The sequence below is a fragment of the Streptomyces sp. NPDC059906 genome, from assembly GCF_042730645.1.
Classification (GTDB): Bacteria; Actinomycetota; Actinomycetes; order Streptomycetales; family Streptomycetaceae; genus Streptomyces; species Streptomyces rubrogriseus.
In genome coordinates, this window is record NZ_JBHWKU010000049.1 from 1 (window position 1) to 20,026 (window position 20,026).

The following is a 20,026-nucleotide window of genomic DNA, read 5'->3' on the forward strand; positions in this document are numbered from 1 at the left end:
GCCTTCGGGGGAGGGCGACGCGCGCCGCGGCACACGCCGTGTCCGCCGCTGGGGGCGGCGGACACGGCGATTTCAGGATCCATCGTCCCGTCAGGCGGGACGGCCCGCGAGCTGCTGGCCGAAGGCCGGGTGGGCGGTCAGGCGCCGGACGTGGGACCACAGGGCGGGGTGATCGTCCGCGCGCCGTGGGGTGTCGCGCCGGACGAGGGCCGCCCACACCTCGACGTCGGCGGCGGTCAGCCGGTCGCCGACGACGTGGGAGTGCGCGCTCAGGCGCCGCTCCAGGAGGTCCAGCACACCGGGCAGCGCCTCGGGGTCGGCGGCCCGGGTGCACAGGTCCTCGACGGCGGCGACGGCCGCCTCCGCGCCGCGCGGATACAGCGCCGGGCCGGCGGCCGGGGTGAAGGACCGGGCGAGGTCGCGCATGATGTCGCGCGCGTGCGTGCTCACGATCCGGCCCGACCAGCCGTCGCTGAGCACCGGCGCGACGGCCGGCCCCCGGTAGTGGTGCGCGCTCGCCTCGTACAGCGGCCGCAGGGCGGAGTACCCGCCGTCGGGGCAGTCGGGGCGCGGTGGCAGCAGGGTCACCGGACAGATCTCGTCCAGGCCGAGGAGGCGGTGCACGACGGCGATGCCCAGACAGTCGTCGTGGCCGGGTGAGAGGTGGAGGCGGTAGCGGCGCGCAACGGCGTAGTGGCCGCTGCGCGGGTCGCGGCCGATCCGGCCGCGGAAGGCGGGGGCAGGGACGAAAGGTGTGACGGTCATGGTTCTCCCCGGGTATTTCCCTACCTAATCACTAGGATTACTGGGGAAGTGTCGACCGGCGCCCGAAGAGGCGTCAAGAGGGTGTCCGCCCACCAAGAAGGAGCCGGGGAGGCCAAGAGAAAAGACAAGAGAAAGGGCCCCCGCGAGCTTCCGCCCGCGAAGACCCTTCGCAACCGTCGGGACGACAGGATTTGAACCTGCGCCCCCTTGACCCCTAGGAGTGGGGATACGGGGACTATCTGGATAAACCGCATATTTCTAGGGCAGATACCGTGCGCTTCGCGGTATGAAGTTCGGCATCGCGCAGATCGTTTGGTCCCCAACTGGTCCCCATAACGGCGCAGTCCCACAGCCAGTTCCGAGGGCTCTGTCAGTGGCCAGCGTTACCGTGAGATCAGCCAGATCGGTTCGTGGCCTCGAAGGGCGGCAGGCGTGGGTGACGTGGAGTGGCCGAAGGATCCAGGGGCCTACGAACAGGCCATCGCCGTCCTACTCAGTTGCATGCATCCGCAGCTCCTGCGCGTCGATGGATCAGGCGGCGACGGCGGCAGAGACGCACAGCTCACAGGCCCCCACGGGCTCCACGTCTTCGAGATGAAGTCCTTCACTGGCCGGATGGCAAAGGGGCGCCGGGAGAAGGTCGAGAAGTCCTTGGGTCGGGCAGCGCTGCTGAACCCCGTCAGTTGGGACGTCATCGTACCGATCGACCTCAACCCGACCGAGGAGAAGTGGTTCAGCAGCCTTCAGCAGCGGTTCTCGTTCCCTCTTTCGTGGCGCGGGGCCACCTGGATCAAGGCCCGACTGGCCGAGCACCCGGCTGTCCGCCGGTTCTATTTCGCCGACCATCACGCGGAGCTGGGGCACCTGCTTCAGGAGATCGCCCGGAGTCACATCTCACCCATTGACACAGCTACAGACGCGGCCGCGCGGCTCCGACAATTGTGCGACCGCCTGGCCGAACTGGACCCGCACTACGACTTTCGCATCACCGCCGGCCCGGGACCGCACACCGGAATCGAAGTCCTTCCCGCCTATCCCGGAGCCGACCGTGACCAGCCGCTCCACATCGCGCTGAGCATCACCGACCCCGACGCCCCGGAGGGTAAGTCTGCCGCTTCGGAATTCGAGCGCTGCCGACGGTACGGTGACCCCATCGAGCTGCCGGCACATTATGTGCGGCTGTCCGGCCCTCCCCCACTCCTCCCGCCGCAGGGCTCCGGCCGAGTCCACCTAGAGGCGATTGCCGAGCCCCGGGACCTGCCAGCCCAGCTGATCGTTACCGACCCAGCAGGCAAGCGCCTCGCCGTACTCGGGCTCCATATGACATCCATCCGCTCCGGCTCCCATGGAGGAACCCTTACGGGAGCCGACTCCACAGGAGCCATCAGCTGTCAGCTTCGCCTCGATCGCGCGACGCGGAACTCTTCGATCAAGATCGACATGAACGTCCCCGACGCTCTACGGCCTGGGCAATGGCTGGATGTCGTCCGGTTCGCTTCTCATGCGGAGCCGGCAACACATCTTCAGATGACCCTGGCAGGACACGCTGTGAACGACCCAGCGCCCTTCCTCATCACACCGCGCCATGACGGCGCGGTGCCGGTGCTGCGGGTACTCGAACAACTCGTCGCCGTCGAGCAGCTGGCGGTGACCACTCTGATGGTCCCCAAAGACCCGAGCTCCCAGGACCTTCGCGCCATACGTGAGGCCCACACACTGCTGACGGGCGGGACGGTCGAGGAAGTGGTCACTTCAGTGACCATGGAAGCTGATGACACCGAATCCATACGAGGGCTCTTCACCGCGCCACAGCCTGTGCGGTTCAGGCAGAACCACCCCGCCTACGAGATCGAGATCTTCGGCCAGAAGGTCCCCATCGGCCCAGTCCAGCGCACTCTGCCTCCGCTGTATGTCTCCGAACACCGCCGTACCGCAGATGGTTGGCACATCACGCTCGCTGCCAACACCGAGCCCGGAGCCAACTTGGCAAGCATCCGGCGCGCCGAGTAGCCGCTTCAGCAGTCCGTGCCACCAAGCCGCAGTTGATGCATGCATCCACCACTGGTCCCCAGATGTGGTCCCCACCAAAGCGTTTCCGCCGATCCATCATGCGGACGCATCATCGATGGACGAACGCGCGTTCCGAGTGTCAACTGGACACGAGTTCGCATGCCCGCCCTGGCCGCAAGGGCATCACGCGGGCACATACAGATGAAGTGATGGGCACAGCAGCCAGGTCGTAGGTGCACCCCGGCAGCACAGTTGAGATCTGCAGCGCTGTGCCAGCCGACTTGCACGTTCACTGTGAGGCGGCATACCCGGCCGAGAAGTCAGCGGCTGCCTCCGCCCCGGAGACACTCGTCCAGGGTGCCCGACGAGCAGCGCGAGTCCGGGCCTGTCTCGCGCGGCAACTCGCGCTGACGGCTTCTTCTGTTTCGCCTCTGGGGCCTTCCCTGGCCCCTGACCTTCTCCACACGCCACGCTGTGAGACAGATCCATGCACCGCGCACTGATCCCCAGAACTGGTCCCCAGCCAATGTCGCGAAGCCCTCTCCCCTGCCGGAGAGGAGATACTTGCTTCATCGTCGGCGGAAAGCTCGGTTCGCCAGGACCGGTCACTGCGCGAGATCCGTGGGCCTGCGCCTGAGCTCGCGGATAATTTCATGCCATTGCCAGGAATCACTGCTGCGCCATTCTTCCTGATCGACCACCTGCCCACTTACCTGCTCCCCTCAAACAGGGCGCCATCATGGCGCCCTGCAGGTCGGTCCCAGATTTCGGCGTCCATCGGGGGTTGGTGGAGGCGAGGCAGATCAATACCACTGCACGGCCCCGCCTCTCGTATGGGCCGAACACGGGCCGAATCTCCAGCATCTGGACGCTAACTGGCTCTAACAAAAGCTGCTGATCATGAGACTGTCGGCCTCTCTGCTCGTATGTCTGGGCATGGGAAACCGTCAGTCGCGGCCGTGGGTCGTGTCGGATGAACTGTGGTCGCTGATCGAGCCGTTGCTGCCGAAGCCGGGTCCGAAGAAGGCCGAGGGCAGACCACGGGTGCCGGACCGCCAGGCGCTGTGCGGGATCATGTTCGTCCTGCACACTGGCATCCAGTGGGAGTACCTGCCCCAGGGGCTCGGCTTCGGCTCGGGCATGACCTGCTGGCGGCGCCTGGCGGCCTGGAACGAGGCCGGCGTCTGGGACCGACTGCACGTACTGCTGCTGGAGAAGCTGCGGTCGAAGAACCAGCTGGACTGGGAACGGGCGGTGATCGACTCCTCGCACGTGCGGGCCGCCCGACGGGGCCCAAAAGCGGGCCCAGCCCGGTCGACCGCGCACGGCCGGGCAGCAAGCACCACCTCATCGTCGACGGGCAGGGCATCCTGCTCGCGGCGTCGCTGACCGGCGGCAACCGCAACGACGTCACCCAACTCGAGCCACTGCTCGACAAGATTCCCGCCGTCGCGGGCCACGTCGGCAGACCCCGCCGACGCCCCGACGACTGCTGGCCGACCGCGGCTACGACCACGACAAATACCGCCGCCTGCTCTGGCAGCGGGGCATCCGCCCCGTGATCGCGAAACGGGGCGAGCCACACGGCACCGGCCTTGGCACCTTCCGCTACGTCGTCGAGCGAACGATCGCCTGGCTCCACGGCTTCCGCCGCCCACGCAACCGCTGGGAACGACACGACGACATCCACGCGGCCTTCCTCGGCCTCTCCGTCTGTCTAATCACCCACCGCCACGTCCAACGCCTTTGTTAGGAACTCTAAGGCGCGGCCCTAGCGCGAGACCTCTCTCGGGAGGGAGACGTTAGCGATGATCCACGAGCTGCCGTGGGCCGTCACGAGCCCGTGTCACGAGCAGCCTATGGCCCGCAGCATGCTCCTTGGCCGGTGTTCGAGTTCGGTGACGTGGCGACCGCCACGTTGCCGGAATTACGCCAGCACGGTGCATCGAAACCCTGTGTCGTTGTCCTTCATCGACGCCGCTGCGGTATTCAGCAGGGATGGTGCAGCGCGTTCGAACGGGGAAGTGAACGCAGAGCCCTCCAGGTGGTACCTGTCGTTGCCACGTTCCTCTTCAGTGGAGCACCATTCCCAAACGTTGCCGCACATGTCGAAGGTGCCGAACGGGCTCACTCCGGACTGATATCGGAAGACCGGCGTGGTCGCGTCTATGCCGGTCTCCGCCACGTTGCACTTGGCGGCTGTTGGCTCGTTTCCCCATGGGTAGATCCTTCCCCCTGGACCTCGGGCGGCCTTCTCCCACTGCTGGGCCGTGGGCAGGCCCTTTCCAGCCCAGAGTGCGGAGCGGTGGCGTCGTGCCAGGTCACCCAGACCACGGGGTGGGTGGCCAGGTCGGCAGGGCAGCGTCCTTTCGGCCAGAGTGTTGCGGTGGCCGGTGTCCGGTGGCTTGTACGAAGCGTTCGTATTCACTGTTGGTGGTGGGGTAGAGGTCGATGCGGAATGCGTCCAGCCACAGCGAGCGGTTCTCGGCGCCGGCAGGGTGGATGCCCTCTTCGACGAGGACCATGAGTTTGCCGTCGCCGGGGTGTCTGCTCGTGCGGGGGTCGGTGCGCAGGAGTTCTTCGGCGCGTTCGTCGTGTTCGGCAGCGGCCCGATCGGTGAGGAGGGCGGCAAAGCGCTGCTGGTCTTCGGGGCTGGCGCGGGCCAGCAGGGTGTCGAGGGCCGCTTGGTTGAGGAGGCTGAGGGATAGGGTTTCGCCCCGGCCCTCCCATCTGGTGACCTGGCGTGGGTTGACGCCGACCAGTTCAGCGATTTCCTTGCCGCTCTTGCGCATCGCGAAGCGCAGCAGGCCGGCTTCGCGGCCGGTCCACTTGGTTACCACGGCCGTGGTCGTGCCTTACGGCCTCTCGCCCGGGATGGCGAGGTAGGTGTCCCGGAGCTGGTTCAGCACAGGGTGTTCGGTGGGCAGTTGAGTGTCGTCGATGGCGGCGAGGCCGCGTACGCCGATGCTGGTGTTGGTCGCGAAGGCGGCTGCCATGCCCTTGGCCTGTTCCAGGGTGACGGTGGTGATCCGGTGTTCGGTGCGCTGCTGGAGGAGCGCTGTGGTGACCCCGGGGAGCACGGGGGCCTGGGGCCAGACGACGGTGCCGTTCCGTTCTGGTCGATGGATCCGACGTTCCACGTTCCGCCTTCGCTGACGAGTCCGTCGCGTCCGATGAACAGGGCGTCGTCGTATCCGGGGAGTTGGGCGGCGCGGCGGGTGTGGAGGGCGTCGAAGAGGCCGACGTGTTTCACCTCGGGGAGGTCGCGTTCGTAGGGCACGCTCATGGCCCGCAGGGGCGCTGGGGACATCATGCCGGCACTGCGCACAGTCACCAGGACGCTGGGCTCTGCGGCGTGGGCGGGGTGGCCCATGTCGACCTGGGGGTCGTAGATGGAGCGCCGCCTGGACCCTGCCCTCCGCCCCGGCCCTCGCCTACCGGCGCACCATCCTCACCGCCGCCCGGTGGAGGATCCGCTGCCGCACCCTGCCCGACCGCACCGCGTCACTCCAGCAGTGGACAGACCAACTCGATGCGTGGCGTGCCCGGTTCCGGGTGCCGGAGCGGGTCCTGCTCGCCGAGGACGACCAGCAGCTGCCCCTCGACCTCAGCCGCGACATCGCCCTGGACCTCCTGCGCTCGCACCTGGACGCCAGCCCCTTCGGCATCGCCACCCTGCACGACGCGCCCCCGCTGGACGCCGACGGGTGGATCGGCGGCCGGGCCCACAGCATCGTCATCCCCCTGGCCATGCGCTCATGACCACGACGACCGTGCCCCGCACACAGGACCTGTCCGAGGGAGCCCTGGGGATGGCCCTGCTCGACATCGAGCGCCACGACCTGTCCACCGCCCGCCGCCACCTCACCCAGGCCACCGCCCGCGGGGTGAGCACCGGCAGCAACGCCAGCCTCTTCCACGGCGCCCCCGCCCTGGATTTCGTCCTGGCCCGCGCTCACGGGGCCGACGACGACGTCCGCGCGGCCGTCGACCGCGTCGTGGACGCCCGGCTCGCCGCCGCCCACCGCCGTCAGACGGCCGGCGCGCTGCCCGACCTCGCCGGATGGGACCTCATCCGCGGCCTGGCCGGACTCGCCGCACTGCTCCTGTCTCGCCGGTCGGCCCGGACGGGAAGGAGATGACCGGCGGGCACGGCAACAACGGCATGGCCCACGGCATCGCCGGGCCGCTTGCCGTGCTCTCCCTCGCGCTGCGTGCCGGCATCAGCGTCCCCGGCCAGGAGGAAGCCGTCAGCACCTTCGCGACCTGGCTCGACCGGCGCGGCACGCACTACTGGTCCACCGCAGCCCACTTGGACACCGAGCAGCCGTCCGCGCGGGACCCGGTCCGCCAGTCCTGGTGCTATGGCCGGCCCGGCATCGCCCGCGCCCAGCAGCTCGCCGCGCCAGCCCTCGGCGACCCGGCCCGCCGCGGGACGGCCGAGGACACCGTCGCGACCATCCTGACCGACCCGCTGCACCTCACCCAGATCACCGACTCCACTCTCTGCCACGGCTGGGCCGGTCTGCTGACCCTGGCCCGCGCGGTGGCCGCCGACAGCCTCGCCCCCGCACGCTTCGCCCCCATCATCCAGGACCTGCACCAACGGCTAGCCGGCGGTTGGGGGCGCCTGCCCAAATCCGGATTCATGGAAGGCCGCGCCGGAGCCCAACTCGCCCTGCATGCCACCGACACCACGGGCTGGAGCCGCGCCCTCCTGCTCACCTGACCCCCAGACCTGCCGTCTTGCAAGGAGTTTCCCACTCATGACCTTCGACGACGAGAACCTGCCGATTCCTCCGGCCACGTCCTGGTGGCACGCCTCCGTAGCCTTCCCCACGGCGCACGCAGACGCCGCCCGGGCCCTGGCGACCGCGCTGGCCGGGCTGCGCTTCCACTTCCTGCGCAAGGACGCCGGCGTGCGCCTGCGCATCGAACAGCCCGCAACCGGCCTGCTGGACCAGTTCGTCGCCGACCGTGTGATCACCGGCTGGACGGGCGGGATGTACGAGCCGGAGACCCCTGCCTTCGGCGGCCCCGAAGGCATGCAGGTTGCCCACGATGTGTTCTGCGCCGACAGCCCGGCCGCGCTCGCCGAGACTGGCACCCCCGGCGCCCGCGAGCGCAGCGTGATGCTGCTGTCCGCCATGATCCGCGCAGCCGGGCTGGACCCATTCGATACCGGAGGCGTCTACGCCCAGTGGGCCGCCCTGCGGCCCCCCGCCACCCCGCCCCAGGGTCCCGCCCTGAAGAAAGCCGTCTCCGCGATGCGCCGGTTGATGAACGCGGACGCTGCCCTGCGCCCCGACGCGGAAACCGGGCGGGTCGAGCGTGTCGCCGCGTTCGAGGAGGCCGGCCGCCGGCTCGCCGCCGACGGCCGGCTGATACGCGGACTCCGGGGTGTCATCGCCCATCACGCGATCTTCGCGTTCAGCCGCGCGGGCGTGCCTGCCGAAGCGCAGGCCGCCACCGCATGGCTCGGCCGTCACGTCGCCTTCTCCACCCAAGAAGGAGCTGACGTGTCTACCCGCAAGTCCGCCTCCGCGGACCCTAGCCTCCCTCGAATGGAGACCACCATGGCACCCGTAGTCGGCCCCATCGAGTTGCGCGAAGCCCTCGCCCAGCGACTCGTCGACAGCGGCCACCTGCACAGCAAGGCCGCCACCGACGCTTTTCGCACCACCGACCGGCACGCCTTCCTGCCCGGCGTCGACCTGGAGAGCGCGTACAAGGAGGACGCGGTCCCGATCAAGCACGACGAGCACGGAGAAATGATCTCCTGCATCTCCGCCCCGTCCATCGTTGCCACCCAGCTCGAACAGCTCGGCGCCCAGCCCGGTCACAAGGTCCTGGAAGCCGGAGCCGCCACCGGCTACAACGCCGCCCTCCTCGGCAAGATCGTCTCCCCCGGCGGTCAGGTGTGGACCCTCGACGTCCACCAGGACCTCGTCGCCGGCGCGAGCCGGCACCTCGCCGAGGCCGGCGTCGACAACGCCACCGCGGTGATGGCCGACGGCGCGGCCGGGCTGGCCGAGCACGCCCCCTACGACCGGATCATCTTCACCGTCGGCGCCGGCGACGTCCCCGTGAAGATTCTCGGTCAGCTCGTCCCCGGCGGACGCCTGGTCCTGCCGATGCGCATCCGCGGAAGCATCTCCCGCTCCTTCGCCTTCGAACGCGACGGGGAGACGTGGAAGACCGTCTCCTGCGAGATGGCCACCTTCATCCCCCTGCGCAAGGGCGTCTGCGACGACGTGTACACCCTCGTGCCGATGGCCGGCGAAGGCAACGTGCGCCTGGAGACGTTCAGCGAGCAGGACGTCGACCGCGACACGCTGCGGACCGTCCTCGACCAACAGCAGACCAAGATCTACACCGGGGTGAAGTTCCGGCAGGGCTCCGCCTGGGAGTGGCTGTACCTGTATCTGGCCTGCGTGCTGCCCAACGGCCTGTCCCGCCTACCGGGCCAGCGCCCCAGGTTCACCCCACACTTCGGGTGGGGCTCCATGGCCGCCCTCGACGGCGGGTCGCTCGCGTACCTGACCATCCGCGAGGGCGAGGGCGACAAGGGCCGGTACTGGGAGATCGGCGTGATCGCGCTCGGCGAGGGCGGCGCCGGCCTCGCCGAGCGCGTGGTGGACGAGATCCGCGCCTGGGACGCCAACGGCGGCAACGACGCGCCTGAACCGGTCTTCCGGATGGCCGTCGCGGACTCGCGCGACCTCCTGACTTCGGACGACACCCGCTTCGTCGTCGACAAGCCTTACAGCCGACTAGATGTATTGATCACGAGCGTTGTTAACGCTGGCGTGGCTTGATCATGGCGAAGACCTCCGGTGTGGTGGAGCTGTCTAGGACTGCACCGCACGGAGGTCTTCGTGTCCCACCGTAATGCCCGGCTGACCGTTCACGGCAGGCGGCTGCTCATCGAGCGTGTCCGCAGCGGCCGTCCCGTGGCACATGTCGCAGCCGAGATGGGCATCTCGCGCGTCACGGCCCACAAGTGGGTCCGCCGCTGGAGGTTCGAGGGTGAGCAAGGGCTGCACGACCGCTCCAGCCGGCCCCTGACGACACCGCACCGTACCCCGGCGGCGACCGAGGCCCAGGTGTGCCGTCTGCGCCAGGACCGAAAGCTCGGCCCCGCCCGCATCGGCCCGATCCTGGGCCTGCCCGCCTCCACCGTGCACCGGATCCTGACCCGCCACGGCCTGCACCGCCTGGCCTTCCTGGACCGGCCCACCGGCCAGATCATCCGCCGCTACGAACGCGAGAGGCCCGGCGAACTCGTCCACGTCGACGTCAAGAAACTCGGCCGGATCCCCGACGGCGGCGGCCACAAGGTCCTGGACCGCCAAGCAGGCCGCGCCACCCGCAGCAATATGGGCTTCGACTACATCCACTCCGCCGTCGACGACCACACCCGCCTCGCCTACAGCGAGATCCACGACGACGAGAAGGCCGCCACCTGCGCGGCCTTCCTCCGCCGGGCGGCCGCCTTCTTCACCGCCCACGGCATCGACCACATCGAGAGGGTCCTGACCGACAACGCCTGGCCCTACCGCAAAAGCTTCGCCTGGCACGACGCCCTGGCCGACCCCGGCGCGACCGGCAAGCTCACCCGCGCCTACCGTCCGCAGACCAACGGCAAGGTCGAACGCTTCAACCGCACCCTGCTCGACGAATGGGCCTACCTACGGCCCTACACCAGCAACACCGAACGAACGGCAGCCCTGGCAGACTTCCTGCACACCTACAACCACCACCGCTGCCACACCGCACTCGACGGCCACCCACCGATCAGCCGCGTCAACAACCCTGCGAGTCAATACAACTAGAGCGTGTTGCGAAAGTGGATCAAGGTTCCGGTAATCGAGTGCGAGAGCACAGCTGCACTGGCATACTCCGCGCGGTGACTACCCACCACAGCTCTGGCCCGTCCCTGATCACCGGCGCACGCGACGCCGAACTCAACGAACGTCTGAATGCCGAACTCATCGCCTTCAACGCGGCCGCAACAGGTTCGACCGATCGCGACATGTTTTCAGTCAAGGTCACCGATGGCGCCGGTGAGTTGATCGGCGGATTGGCTGCCTGGACCTGGGGCGGATTGTGCGGCATCGAACTGATGTGGGTACGCGAGAGCGACCGCAAGGATGGATGGGGCAGCAGGATCCTGCATGCTGCCGAGGCCGAGGCCGAGCGACGCGGCTGTGACCGCGTCGCTGTCTCATCCTTCACCTTTCAGGCTCCAGACTTCTACCAGCGGCACGGCTATGTCGAGACCGGCCGAACCCTGGGGTTTCCCGGCGGACATGCAGACGTGCACATGTTCAAGCCGCTGACGTCAGAACTTACGGCCCCGGACGAGGCGTGAACGCTCACAGCCACTCGTTGATCGCGGCGATCAGCACGGTGGCTTCGTAACGGACGGCGAGCTTGTCGTACCTTGTCGCCACGGCCCGGTGCCGCTTCAAGCGGTTGATTCCGCATTCGACCGCGTGACGCTCGCGGTAGTCGTCAGGGTCGAAGTACGGGGGCCGACCGCCGCGGGAGCCGAGCTATTGGCGGTTGCGGACCTGGTCAGCCTTGTCCGGGATGGTGCAGCGGATTCCTCGGTGACGTAGGTAGGCGCGGTTCCTACGGGAGACGTACGCCTTGTCCGCGCGGACCCGATCGGGGCGGACGCGTGGCCGGCCTGGTCCGATGCGGGGCACGCGGACTTTCTTCAGTACCGATTCGAATTGCGGTGAGTCCCCGCGCTGCCCTGCTGTGATGACGATCGACATGGGTTTCTGGCCTTGCTCGACGGCCAGGTGCAGCTTGGTGGTGCACCCGCCGCGTGAGCGTCCCAGGCCGTGATCGCCGGGCTCGATGAAGACACCGCCCGGTGGTTCCTTCCGCAGGTCACCCCCGTTTGCGGGCGCCGACCGCATGCTGGTGGGCGCGGCACACGGTCGAGTCGACGCTCAGATCCCATGTGATCGAACCCGTCACGTCGGCCGGGGACTGGAGCCGGGTAAGGATCCGCCGCCAGGTTCCGTCCCGCTGCCATCGGCGAAAGAGATCGTAGATCCGATACCACGGCCCGTACTCGACCGGCACGTCCCGCCACGACACACCGGTGCGGACCCGGAACCGTATGCCATCGATCAGCCGCCGCCGGGACCAGACGGGCGACCGCCGCGTCTTCGCTCCCTTCGGCAACAACGGCTCCAGCATCGCCCACTGCCCATCCGTGAGATCTCCCCGCCCCATGGACCGTGATCATTCAGAGCCCGTGATCCACTTTCGACACACGACCTAGTCGTCGACTGGGCGCGCAAGGGCTGAGCCGATGAACCCCGCGATAGCCAGCCGCATCCCCCTGGTCCGCCGCACCAAGGCGTCCGCGCTCCCGCTTCAGGAGCGCATCAACCACCTCACCGGGCTGACCATCGCTCCCGCAGGTGCGGGCCACCACGACCTGGTGGCCCGCACCTGCGGGGTCCTCAACTAGGCGGCGCTCATCGCCTCCGACGTCGGCCTGCCCGAACTGGCCGAAAAGACCTTTGCCGGCGCCAGCACCAGTTCTTCGCCAACGCCGGGCGCCTCAGCGGACGAGTTGCCGTCATGTCGCTGATGCCGCTCGTCAACCTCGCCCGGCTTCAGACTCGCGCCGGCCACGGCGAACTCGCCTACAGCTTGTTGCACTGCCTCAACGACGCTGCCCGACACCGCAACAGGACCGACGTCGACGGCCGCACCATCGACCTCTCGACCCCGACCGGCACCGACGAGGACCACCGCACGGTATGCCAGGAGCTGTCCGTCACTCTGCTCGTCGACGGCGCCCGCGCCCACGCCCGCATCGGGCGGTGGACCGAGGCAGCCGACGCCATGGCCCAGCATCGCGGCATCGGCAACCGGCTCCTCGACGGCCGCCAGATCAAGACCATGGCGCTGATGGAGCAGGGCCGGGACCAGCAGGCCCGCGACCTGATCGACACGACCCAGCCCACGGAACCCTGGGAGATGGCCGTAGCCGCCCTCCCGCGCGCCCACTACCCACCCGCCGCAGCGCCGCTTGCGCGGGCCGACCTCGACCAGGCCCACCACGCAGCCGCCTCGCTCGTGGCCGATCCCGAACCCTCGCTCGCCGTGTTCCAGACCCGGACGGGCCTGGCCGCTCTGGAACTCGACGCCACCGGTCCGCACACGAACTCGCTCCTCTGCGCTCTCACCGATGTGGCCCGCCTCGACGCCTATGCAGCGCGTGAAGTGCTGGACCACCCCACTGCCCGGGCACTCCTCAGCACCGAGCGGACATCTGCGCCCGGCTCGGTGATCGCTCACGCAGGTCTGGGTGCCGGAACCCTGTCCGCGGATCACCAGCGGTCTCTGACGGATTCCGTCGCCCTCGGCGGAGCCGAGCTGCGGCGACTTCTCCGATTCAGGTCCTAGTTTTCGCCCGCCTCCACCCGTTACGGCGACATCCCACCCGCCGTTACCCGATCACCTGTCCGTATCTCAGCCCGGGGAGCCCTCGTGTATCCCGTACGCCGCCCTGCGCTTGTCCATCCCGCGTTCGAAAACACCACCGCTCCCTCAGGCACCCTCCGTCCCTCCGTCCCTCCGTCCCTCCGTCCCTCCGTCCCTCCGCTGCCGACCGCAACGCCCCGCCCACCGGCGGGTCACGACCGGATACGAGGTACCTGGCATGACCCACGTCACCACCCACAATCGGGACCGGCACACCGCCGGGCGCCTGCTGCAGGAGGGTCGTCTGTGAGTGAAAAGCCTCACCTGCTGATCGCCAACGTCGCCCAGGTCCTGCTCCGATCCAACGGCACCGCCCTGTGCGTGCGCCACAAGGCGGACGCCGCCCTCGCACCGGGGCAGCTCACAGTCGTGGGCGGCCATCTGAAGGCCGGTGAACCACTCGATCACACCGCACGGCGCGAAGCGAGGGAGGAGGCGGGGGTCTTCATCGGCGCAGAGCAGCCGGAGTTCTGCGGCCTCATCCACCACCATGACATCGGCGACGGGCTGGATCGGATGACCGCCGTGTTCGTGGCCCAGTCGTGGACGGGTGAGCCGTACAACGCCGAGCCGGACAAGCACGAAGGACCCTTCTGGGTGCCAATGGAAAGGCCCTCCCCGGACTGCCACCCCTATACCGTCACGGTCTTCCACATGCTCATGCACGGCCCGTCCTACCGGGCCACCGACTGGCCTGCGGGAGGCATCCGGTGAAGAGGTTCCTCGGTCCGGTCACGATGGCCGACCCACAGGTTTCCGACGCCGAGCACGAGTTGTTCGGCGGTCCCCTGCGCTACGACATGGGCTGGTCCCAGCACGAGCACGCGACGTTGGACCTGACCATGATGTCGGCGCTGCGCTCCATGCCCGGACTCGTCGGCGCCACGCTGCGCATGGCGTGGCAGGCGGACCGGCGTGCCCTGGTGTCGGTCGGGCTGAGCGAGATCGGCCAGGGCATCGCCGCAGCCGCCGGCCTTCTGGCGGTCAACGCCGTCATGCACGCCCTGCTCGCCGGCAGCGACAGTGCCGCCGACCGGCTGCACGCCCTGTTACCCGGCCTACTGGCCGCAGCGATCATCGGCGTCGTCAACTCCGCCCTGTCCGCCTGGTCCACTTCCCGCGCCGGACGGCTCGAGCCCAAAGTGGAGCGGATCGCCACCACCCAATACCTGGCCGCCGCAGCCCGCGTCGAACTGGAAGCCATCGACGATCCCGACTTCCGTCGCCTCGTGGACATCGCCCAGCACGGCCCCGGCTCCGCCCGCCGCATGATCAGCTCCTGCGTCGCCGCGCTGAACGGCCTCATCTCCCTGATCACCACCGCCGGCGTCCTCGCCGTGCTCCACCCTGCACTGCTGCCCATGCTGATCCTCATCGCCGCCCCGCGGGGCTGGGGCGCCATGCGGGTCGCCCAGGAACGCTACGTCTCCGTAATGAGCTGGATCGAGCACGTACGGGCCAGCCGCCTGATCGGCAATCTGCTCACCGAGCGCACCGCCGCCCAGGAAGTCCGCCTCCACGCCGTCGGCCCCTTCCTCCTCAGCCGCTACGAGCGCATGGCCGAAAGCGCCGAAGCCGAACAAGAGCGCCTCGCCTCCAGCAAGGCCCTCACCGAATGGGTGGCCTCCGCACTGTCCGGGCTGGCGATGGCCGCAACCTACGGAACCATGTTCTGGCTGATCATGGCCGGGCACATGAGCCTCGCCGTCGCCGGAACCGCCGTCATCGCCGTGCGGACCGGCTCGGCGAGCCTGGGCGCGCTGGTCATGAACATCAACCAGCTCCACGAGGAAAGCCTCTACGTCCGCGACCACGGCCGCTTCCTCACCGAGGCCAGCCATCGGACCCTGCCCACCGGAGGCGCGCCCGTACCAGAACGAGTCAACGAGATCGTTCTCGATCAGGTCACCTACCGCTACCCCGACCGTGACGCCCCGGCGCTGGACAGGGTGTCCCTGACACTGCCGATGGGATCCGTGACCGCGGTGGTGGGCGAGAACGGCTCCGGCAAGAGCACCCTGATGAAGATCCTCTCCGGCATGCTGCTGCCCGAGACCGGCACGCTGCGCTGGGGCGAGGCGGACCTCACCGACCTCGATCGGGCCCAAGTCTTCGAGCGCGTCTCCCTGCTCACCCAGGACTTCCAGCGCTGGCCCGTCACCGCAGCCATGAACATCCGCCTCGGCCGCCCCGACCACCCCGCAACCGACGACGACCTGAAGCCCTCGGTCGACTACGCCGTCGCAGGCCCCGTCATCGCCAAACTCCCCGACGGCCTGCGCAGCCTGCTGGCCCGCATGTTCCGCGGCGCCATCGAACTGTCCGGCGGCGAATGGCAGAAAATCGGCCTGGCCCGCACCCACTGGCGTAGCTCAACCTCGCAGGCAGACGGCGTCCTCATCGTGGACGAGCCGACCTCCGCCCTCGACCCCGAAGCCGAGATCGAAGCCTTCGACCGCATCCGCCGCCTCGCCGCCCCGAACCGGGCCGTCGTCCTCGTCACCCACCGCATGTCCGGCGTCCGCCACGCCGACCACATCTACGTCCTCAACAGCGGACATCTCGCCGAACACGGCACCCACGACGAACTCATCGCATCCCGCGGCCGATACGCCGCCATGTTCGACGCCCAAGCCGCCCAGTACGCCCCGACCCCGGCCATCCCCCACCCCGCCGCGTCCACAGTCCCGGACCAGGTATGACCCGCTCGCCGGAAAGGCCCACCGTGACCAGCAGCGCTGGGAGCCGCAGCACCGGAGGAACGGCGGTCCCCTGAGCAACCCTCGCCGGCACGCTGCACACCCGTCCGTCCATCGTCTCGGAAGGCAGAGCTACGTGACCACTCCCGCGTCCCCTTCGGATCACGTCTCAGCGAGTGCCACCGCGCCGCCCGCAGAGCAGTACGCCGCGCCCCGGCACGCCGCATGGCTCGGTGCCGCCGCGAACATCACCAACGAGGTGGGCAAGGTCCTCCTGGTGCACCCCATCTACCGCAAGGACGACTCGTGGCTACTACCCGGCGGCGCCGTCGAACACGGTGAACACCCACACGGCACCTGCCGGCGCGAGATCACCGAGGAACTGGACCTGGACCTGCCGCGGTCAGCCGTACTCGCCGTCCACTCCTTCTCCGCGCACCACCCCGACCTTCAGCCCGGAACGCACTGTTCTGGCGAAGTCCGGTTCGTCTTCGACGGCGGGTCCCTCACCCCCGGCCAGGTGGCGGCAATCCGCTTGCCGGGCAAGGAGCTGTCCGAGTACGCCTTCCTGGAGACCGGGACGCAGTGCAGCGGCTGCGCCCGGTGGACGGGCAGATCATGCTCGCCGCCTACCGTGCCCGGCTCGGGAACACCGCGACCGCGCACCTCGCCGACGGCCGGCACATTCTCGACGTCCCGGCGCTGGACCGGCACGACGTCCACGTCCGCCACCGGCCCTTGTGGGACAGCCCGCTCCACCACGGCCGCGTCCCCGATCTGCTGGCCGTGCAGCAAGCCTGGGCGTGGTGCTTCGTCCCCGACGGCCGGGTCGTCCTGGTGGCCGATCCCGGCCCGCGAGGCGCGCTACCGATGCTGCCCGGCGGCACTGTGGAGGGCACCGACGCGACGCCCGAGGACACCCTGCACCGGGATGCCGCCGAGGAAGCCCAGCTCACCTTGGCCGATCCGGTGCGACTGGGCTGGTGCTGGACGAGACCGGCGAGGTCTACGGCGGCGTGGGCCGCAACGCCCGGCTCCGCCTCGCTGCCCCGGTCACCGCCATCGGGCCAGCGGCCAGCGACCCCGCGACGGGCCGCTCCTTCGTCCGCCTGCTTGCTACCCCCGCCCAGGCAGCCACCCTGCTGGGATGGGGCCCGCCCGGCGCGCGGCAAACCCAGCTTGCCGCGGACACAGCACGGGAGAGATGGGGCCTGCCTCCCGCCCGCGCCGCCGCCATCAAGGAGATCCCCGCGGAAGGGATCCGGCTGAGCTGACCACCCGCACGACCGCCCGCCTCGACTCGTTCCGCGCCACAACCCCACTGAGGTAGCCCCATGCCGCTGTCGCACGACCACATCCGCACCACCGTCGAGACTTACCTCGCTCGCCACCCTCACGAGCGCGAGCAGCTCGGCGTCCTCTTGGACGCTCTCGAACGTCCGACCGGCATTGCCAGCCGCTCCACGTTCACCGGGCATGTCACCTTTGGCGCGATCGTCCTCGATCCGCTCGGCCGCGTCCTGCACGTGCTGCACCTGGCGAGCGGAAAGGTACTCGCTCCCGGCGGGCACGCCGAGCCCTGTGACGAGTCCCTGGCCGGAACGGCGCTGCGGGAGCTGCACGAGGAGACCGGGATCCCGCCCCAGGCGGTCACACCGTGGCCTGGCTACGAGACGGTGCCGTTCGACATCGACATCCACGACATCGACGCCCGCCTGGGCAAAGGCGAACCCGACCATCAGCACTTCGACTTCCGGTTCCTCTTCCGCATGCACACCACGAACGAGTTGGAGGTGATGCTGCAGGAAGAGGAGGTCAGCGGCATCGAGTGGCGGCCCGTAGACAAGGCAGCCTCCCCTTCCCTGCGCGAGAAACTCGCCACGCTCCCGCTCCACATCGAACCGGAGAAGGCCAACGCCTCCGCACTGATCTACAACGACCGCGGCGAGTACCTGCTCCACCTGCGCGACTACCTCCCCGGCCAGATCTGGGAGCCGGGCATGTGGTCCCTGCTGGGCGGCGGCCGAGAGCCCCAGGACATCACCCTGGAACACACGGTGCGGCGCGAACTGGCCGAGGAGGCCGGCCTCGATCTCGCCGACCTGACCCCGTTTGGCACCGAGTACGCCACCGACGACGCCGGCACGACCGTGCCCATCGCCATCTACGCGGGCCGCTGGAACGGCGATCCCTGCGACCTCCATCTGACAGAAGGAGTCATGCTGGCCTGGTTCGCTCCGGACGGCCTCGACCGCCTACGCATCGCAGACACCACCAGCGACCTCGTACGGCGCCACGCCGCAAGCCGCCCCGCGGGCACCGCGCCGCAGAACAGACCCGCGCAGCCGGATGAGCATCGGGCTTCGCCACACGACACGGTCCTCAACGTCATCGGGGTCCACCTCTACCTGGAGCGGCCTGGCCGTTCATTAGGCAAGTCAGTTGTCGGGTTTGGAGTTGTCGTGTCTGCTGGCCGCCAGGTGAAGACGGGGACTGTAACCGTTCGTTGTCACTCCCAGTCAAGGAGGATGCACCGATGGCCAGCGAGTACGTGACCGAGGCTGAAGCAGTCGAGACGTCTGATCCGAAGCCGTCGAGGGTGGTGGACGCGCGACTGAGGGGCCAGGCACATTGCCAGTCCTGAGTTCTGAGCTACCTCGCGACGTCTCTCAGGTGTCGAAGGAACGTTCGATATAAAATGCGACGGGCGGCCGGCGCGACGAATCCCGCATTGCACCTGTCGTCCCGCCTCCCCGGGCTATCGCCGGTTGATCCCGGGCAGGCGGACGTCAGCATCGTCAAGCATCAGCAGGGTACGCGCCCGCGTCCGCTCTTTCATATAGGGCCAGGCGGCCTCCACCAGGCCGCCCTCCATGAGAAGTTGATCCAGCACCTCAAAGTAGACGGCGCCACCGACGTGCTCCGTGGAGTGATCCACGATGCGCTCCACAAAGTTCCAGCACCGGGTGAGTAGCTGCGTGTTTGGGCTGTCGCTCCTCAGCTGCGGCAGCAGCACTGGCGCGGTGAAGCACCCGGCCAGCAGTTCGTACAACAAAACGGACGCGTCCTCGGTCAGGACGGCCGCTTCCGCCGGCTGGTGGAACATCTCGGCGATGGGGTCGGCGGACTCCGGGATCACGCGCAGCAGCAGCGAGGGGACCTCCCTGTCCTGGATCTCCTCGACCGAGTTCTCCTTGGCCGGGCTGTCGCTCATATTCTCCTCAGCGGGTGTGCGGCTGGACGGGCTGGCTCCCGCTCCTTCCTGAGGGAAGTGTCCGGTGCGCCTCGATCTCCGCGATCGGCATGTGTCCGGGTCGAGACGAAGCGATTCGGAATCGCGCTCTCTCACAGGAGCCCATGGGGGACTCGTGGAGGCCGGTGCGTAAACCAAACCGGCTCCCCCCCGTGTCCCTGGGTTACCGGTTGTTGATGCCGGGCACGCGGACGCCATAGCCATCCAGCATCCTCAGAGTACGTGCTCGCGTCCGATACATCATGTACGGCCAGGCGGCTTCCACGAGACCTTCGGCGTTCAACAGCTGTTCGAGTACCTCGAAGTACACGGCACCGCTGACGTGCTCTGTGGAGTGGGTGACGATTCGCTCCACGAAGTACCAACACCGCGTGAGCAGCTCGGTGTCCGGCGTGGCGCTCTCCAACTGTGGCATCAACACGGGTGTCGTGAAGCACTCGGTCAACAGCCGGTACAGCTCCACCCACGCGTCCTCGGTCACCACGGCCGCGTCCGCGGGCAGGCCGAACAGATCGGTGATGGACTCGGCGGATTCCGGGATCATGCGCAACAGCAGCGAGGGGATCTGCTCGGCGGGGACTTCTTCAGCCGGGCGCGGCTGGGCGGGGACGTCAGTCATGGCTTCCTGTCGGGTATGCGATGGTCATGGACGTGGGGGCCCGCCGGGCGGGGGCGGCGCGGCCCCCCCCCCCCACGGGGGCGCCCCGGGGATGGGCGCTTTGTGAGCCCGGCCCCCCCCCCCCCGCCCCCAACAAAAGGGGGGGGGCGGCCCCCCCCCGGC

Annotated in this window: 19 protein-coding genes and 5 pseudogenes; 16 read left to right on the forward strand and 8 right to left on the reverse strand. The window is 68.7% G+C overall.

The features are described from left to right. Positions 1–90: 90 nt before the first annotated feature. Positions 91–765: a glutathione S-transferase C-terminal domain-containing protein gene (locus ACFV9J_RS38330; RefSeq protein ID WP_385362517.1), complete on the reverse strand. Its 675-nt coding sequence runs from the start codon at positions 763–765 to the stop codon at positions 91–93. 432 nt (positions 766–1,197) lie between these two features. Here ACFV9J_RS38330 and ACFV9J_RS38335 point away from each other — a divergent pair, with 432 nt between their 5' ends. After that, on the forward strand, positions 1,198–2,775 hold the full coding sequence (locus ACFV9J_RS38335; protein WP_385362519.1) for a hypothetical protein: 1,578 nt from the start codon (positions 1,198–1,200) through the stop codon (positions 2,773–2,775). Positions 2,776–3,711: 936 nt separating this feature from the next. Further along, positions 3,712–4,528, forward strand: a pseudogene (locus tag ACFV9J_RS38340) (IS5 family transposase). Positions 4,529–4,702: 174 nt separating this feature from the next. Here the strand turns inward: ACFV9J_RS38340 and ACFV9J_RS38345 are convergent. From ACFV9J_RS38345 to ACFV9J_RS38355, 3 genes and pseudogenes are all read right to left on the reverse strand, one after another. Next, complete coding sequence (locus tag ACFV9J_RS38345; protein WP_385362520.1) at positions 4,703–5,203, reverse strand: formylglycine-generating enzyme family protein; 501 nt, start codon at positions 5,201–5,203, stop codon at positions 4,703–4,705. Then, positions 5,097–5,615, reverse strand: coding sequence for a hypothetical protein (locus tag ACFV9J_RS38350; protein WP_385362577.1), 519 nt, complete (start codon positions 5,613–5,615; stop codon positions 5,097–5,099). The genes ACFV9J_RS38345 and ACFV9J_RS38350 overlap by 107 nt, the downstream gene beginning before the upstream one ends. A 15-nt stretch (positions 5,616–5,630) precedes the next feature. After that, positions 5,631–6,178: pseudogene (locus tag ACFV9J_RS38355) on the reverse strand (aminotransferase class IV); the annotation flags it as partial. Positions 6,179–6,222: 44 nt separating this feature from the next. On the opposite strand from ACFV9J_RS38355, the gene ACFV9J_RS38360 reads away from it, so the two are divergent. The 6 genes from ACFV9J_RS38360 (at position 6,223) to ACFV9J_RS38385 (ending at position 11,149) form a co-directional block, all read left to right on the forward strand. Next, entirely contained in the window at positions 6,223–6,537 is a 315-nt protein-coding gene (locus tag ACFV9J_RS38360) for a lantibiotic dehydratase (RefSeq protein ID WP_385362572.1), read from the forward strand. Next, positions 6,534–6,917, forward strand: a complete 384-nt coding sequence (locus tag ACFV9J_RS38365) for a hypothetical protein (RefSeq protein WP_385362522.1) — start codon at positions 6,534–6,536, stop codon at positions 6,915–6,917. The genes ACFV9J_RS38360 and ACFV9J_RS38365 overlap by 4 nt, the downstream gene beginning before the upstream one ends. After that, complete coding sequence (locus ACFV9J_RS38370) at positions 6,914–7,504, forward strand: lanthionine synthetase LanC family protein (protein WP_385362524.1); 591 nt, start codon at positions 6,914–6,916, stop codon at positions 7,502–7,504. Before ACFV9J_RS38365 ends, ACFV9J_RS38370 begins: the two co-directional genes overlap by 4 nt. A 37-nt stretch (positions 7,505–7,541) precedes the next feature. Then, entirely contained in the window at positions 7,542–9,593 is a 2,052-nt protein-coding gene (gene fxlM, locus ACFV9J_RS38375; RefSeq protein ID WP_385362526.1) for a methyltransferase, FxLD system, read from the forward strand. 60 nt (positions 9,594–9,653) lie between these two features. After that, positions 9,654–10,610, forward strand: coding sequence for an IS481 family transposase (locus ACFV9J_RS38380; protein ID WP_385362528.1), 957 nt, complete (start codon positions 9,654–9,656; stop codon positions 10,608–10,610). 74 nt (positions 10,611–10,684) lie between these two features. Continuing rightward, on the forward strand, positions 10,685–11,149 hold the full coding sequence (locus ACFV9J_RS38385) for a GNAT family N-acetyltransferase (protein ID WP_385362530.1): 465 nt from the start codon (positions 10,685–10,687) through the stop codon (positions 11,147–11,149). A gap of 4 nt (positions 11,150–11,153) precedes the next feature. Here the strand turns inward: ACFV9J_RS38385 and ACFV9J_RS38390 are convergent. Beyond that, a pseudogene (locus ACFV9J_RS38390) lies at positions 11,154–12,030 on the reverse strand (IS5 family transposase). 79 nt (positions 12,031–12,109) lie between these two features. On the opposite strand from ACFV9J_RS38390, the gene ACFV9J_RS38395 reads away from it, so the two are divergent. The 5 genes and pseudogenes from ACFV9J_RS38395 to ACFV9J_RS38415 all read left to right on the forward strand — a co-directional run. After that, complete coding sequence (locus tag ACFV9J_RS38395) at positions 12,110–12,271, forward strand: hypothetical protein (protein WP_385362532.1); 162 nt, start codon at positions 12,110–12,112, stop codon at positions 12,269–12,271. 113 nt (positions 12,272–12,384) lie between these two features. Continuing rightward, positions 12,385–13,215, forward strand: coding sequence for a hypothetical protein (locus ACFV9J_RS38400; protein WP_385362534.1), 831 nt, complete (start codon positions 12,385–12,387; stop codon positions 13,213–13,215). Between the two features lie 324 nt (positions 13,216–13,539). Continuing rightward, positions 13,540–14,007, forward strand: coding sequence for an NUDIX domain-containing protein (locus ACFV9J_RS38405; protein WP_385362536.1), 468 nt, complete (start codon positions 13,540–13,542; stop codon positions 14,005–14,007). Next, on the forward strand, positions 14,004–15,995 hold the full coding sequence (locus tag ACFV9J_RS38410) for an ABC transporter ATP-binding protein (RefSeq protein ID WP_385362538.1): 1,992 nt from the start codon (positions 14,004–14,006) through the stop codon (positions 15,993–15,995). Before ACFV9J_RS38405 ends, ACFV9J_RS38410 begins: the two co-directional genes overlap by 4 nt. A gap of 274 nt (positions 15,996–16,269) precedes the next feature. Then, positions 16,270–16,437: pseudogene (locus tag ACFV9J_RS38415) on the forward strand (NUDIX domain-containing protein); the annotation flags it as partial. 5 nt (positions 16,438–16,442) lie between these two features. Here the strand turns inward: ACFV9J_RS38415 and ACFV9J_RS38420 are convergent. Then, a complete protein-coding gene (locus tag ACFV9J_RS38420; RefSeq protein WP_385362579.1) occupies positions 16,443–16,787 on the reverse strand; it encodes a hypothetical protein in 345 nt (114 codons plus the stop codon). Between the two features lie 42 nt (positions 16,788–16,829). Between ACFV9J_RS38420 and ACFV9J_RS38425 the strand changes: the two are divergent. The 3 genes and pseudogenes from ACFV9J_RS38425 to ACFV9J_RS38435 form a co-directional block, all read left to right on the forward strand. Further along, positions 16,830–16,943: pseudogene (locus ACFV9J_RS38425) on the forward strand (NUDIX hydrolase); the annotation flags it as partial. Positions 16,944–16,975: 32 nt separating this feature from the next. Then, positions 16,976–17,266 (forward strand): hypothetical protein, encoded by a 291-nt coding sequence (locus ACFV9J_RS38430; protein WP_385362581.1) that lies wholly within the window; start codon positions 16,976–16,978, stop codon positions 17,264–17,266. A 60-nt stretch (positions 17,267–17,326) separates the two neighbouring features. Continuing rightward, a complete protein-coding gene (locus tag ACFV9J_RS38435) occupies positions 17,327–18,547 on the forward strand; it encodes an NUDIX domain-containing protein (RefSeq protein WP_385362540.1) in 1,221 nt (406 codons plus the stop codon). Positions 18,548–18,750: 203 nt separating this feature from the next. Here ACFV9J_RS38435 and ACFV9J_RS38440 read toward each other — a convergent pair whose 3' ends face one another. Both ACFV9J_RS38440 and ACFV9J_RS38445 read right to left on the reverse strand, forming a co-directional pair. Beyond that, a complete protein-coding gene (locus tag ACFV9J_RS38440; RefSeq protein WP_385362542.1) occupies positions 18,751–19,206 on the reverse strand; it encodes a hypothetical protein in 456 nt (151 codons plus the stop codon). 202 nt (positions 19,207–19,408) lie between these two features. Then, positions 19,409–19,864 carry a hypothetical protein gene (locus tag ACFV9J_RS38445; protein ID WP_385362544.1) on the reverse strand — a complete coding sequence of 152 codons (456 nt, stop codon included), beginning with the start codon at positions 19,862–19,864 and terminating at the stop codon, positions 19,409–19,411. Between the last annotated feature and the right edge of the window lie 162 nt (positions 19,865–20,026).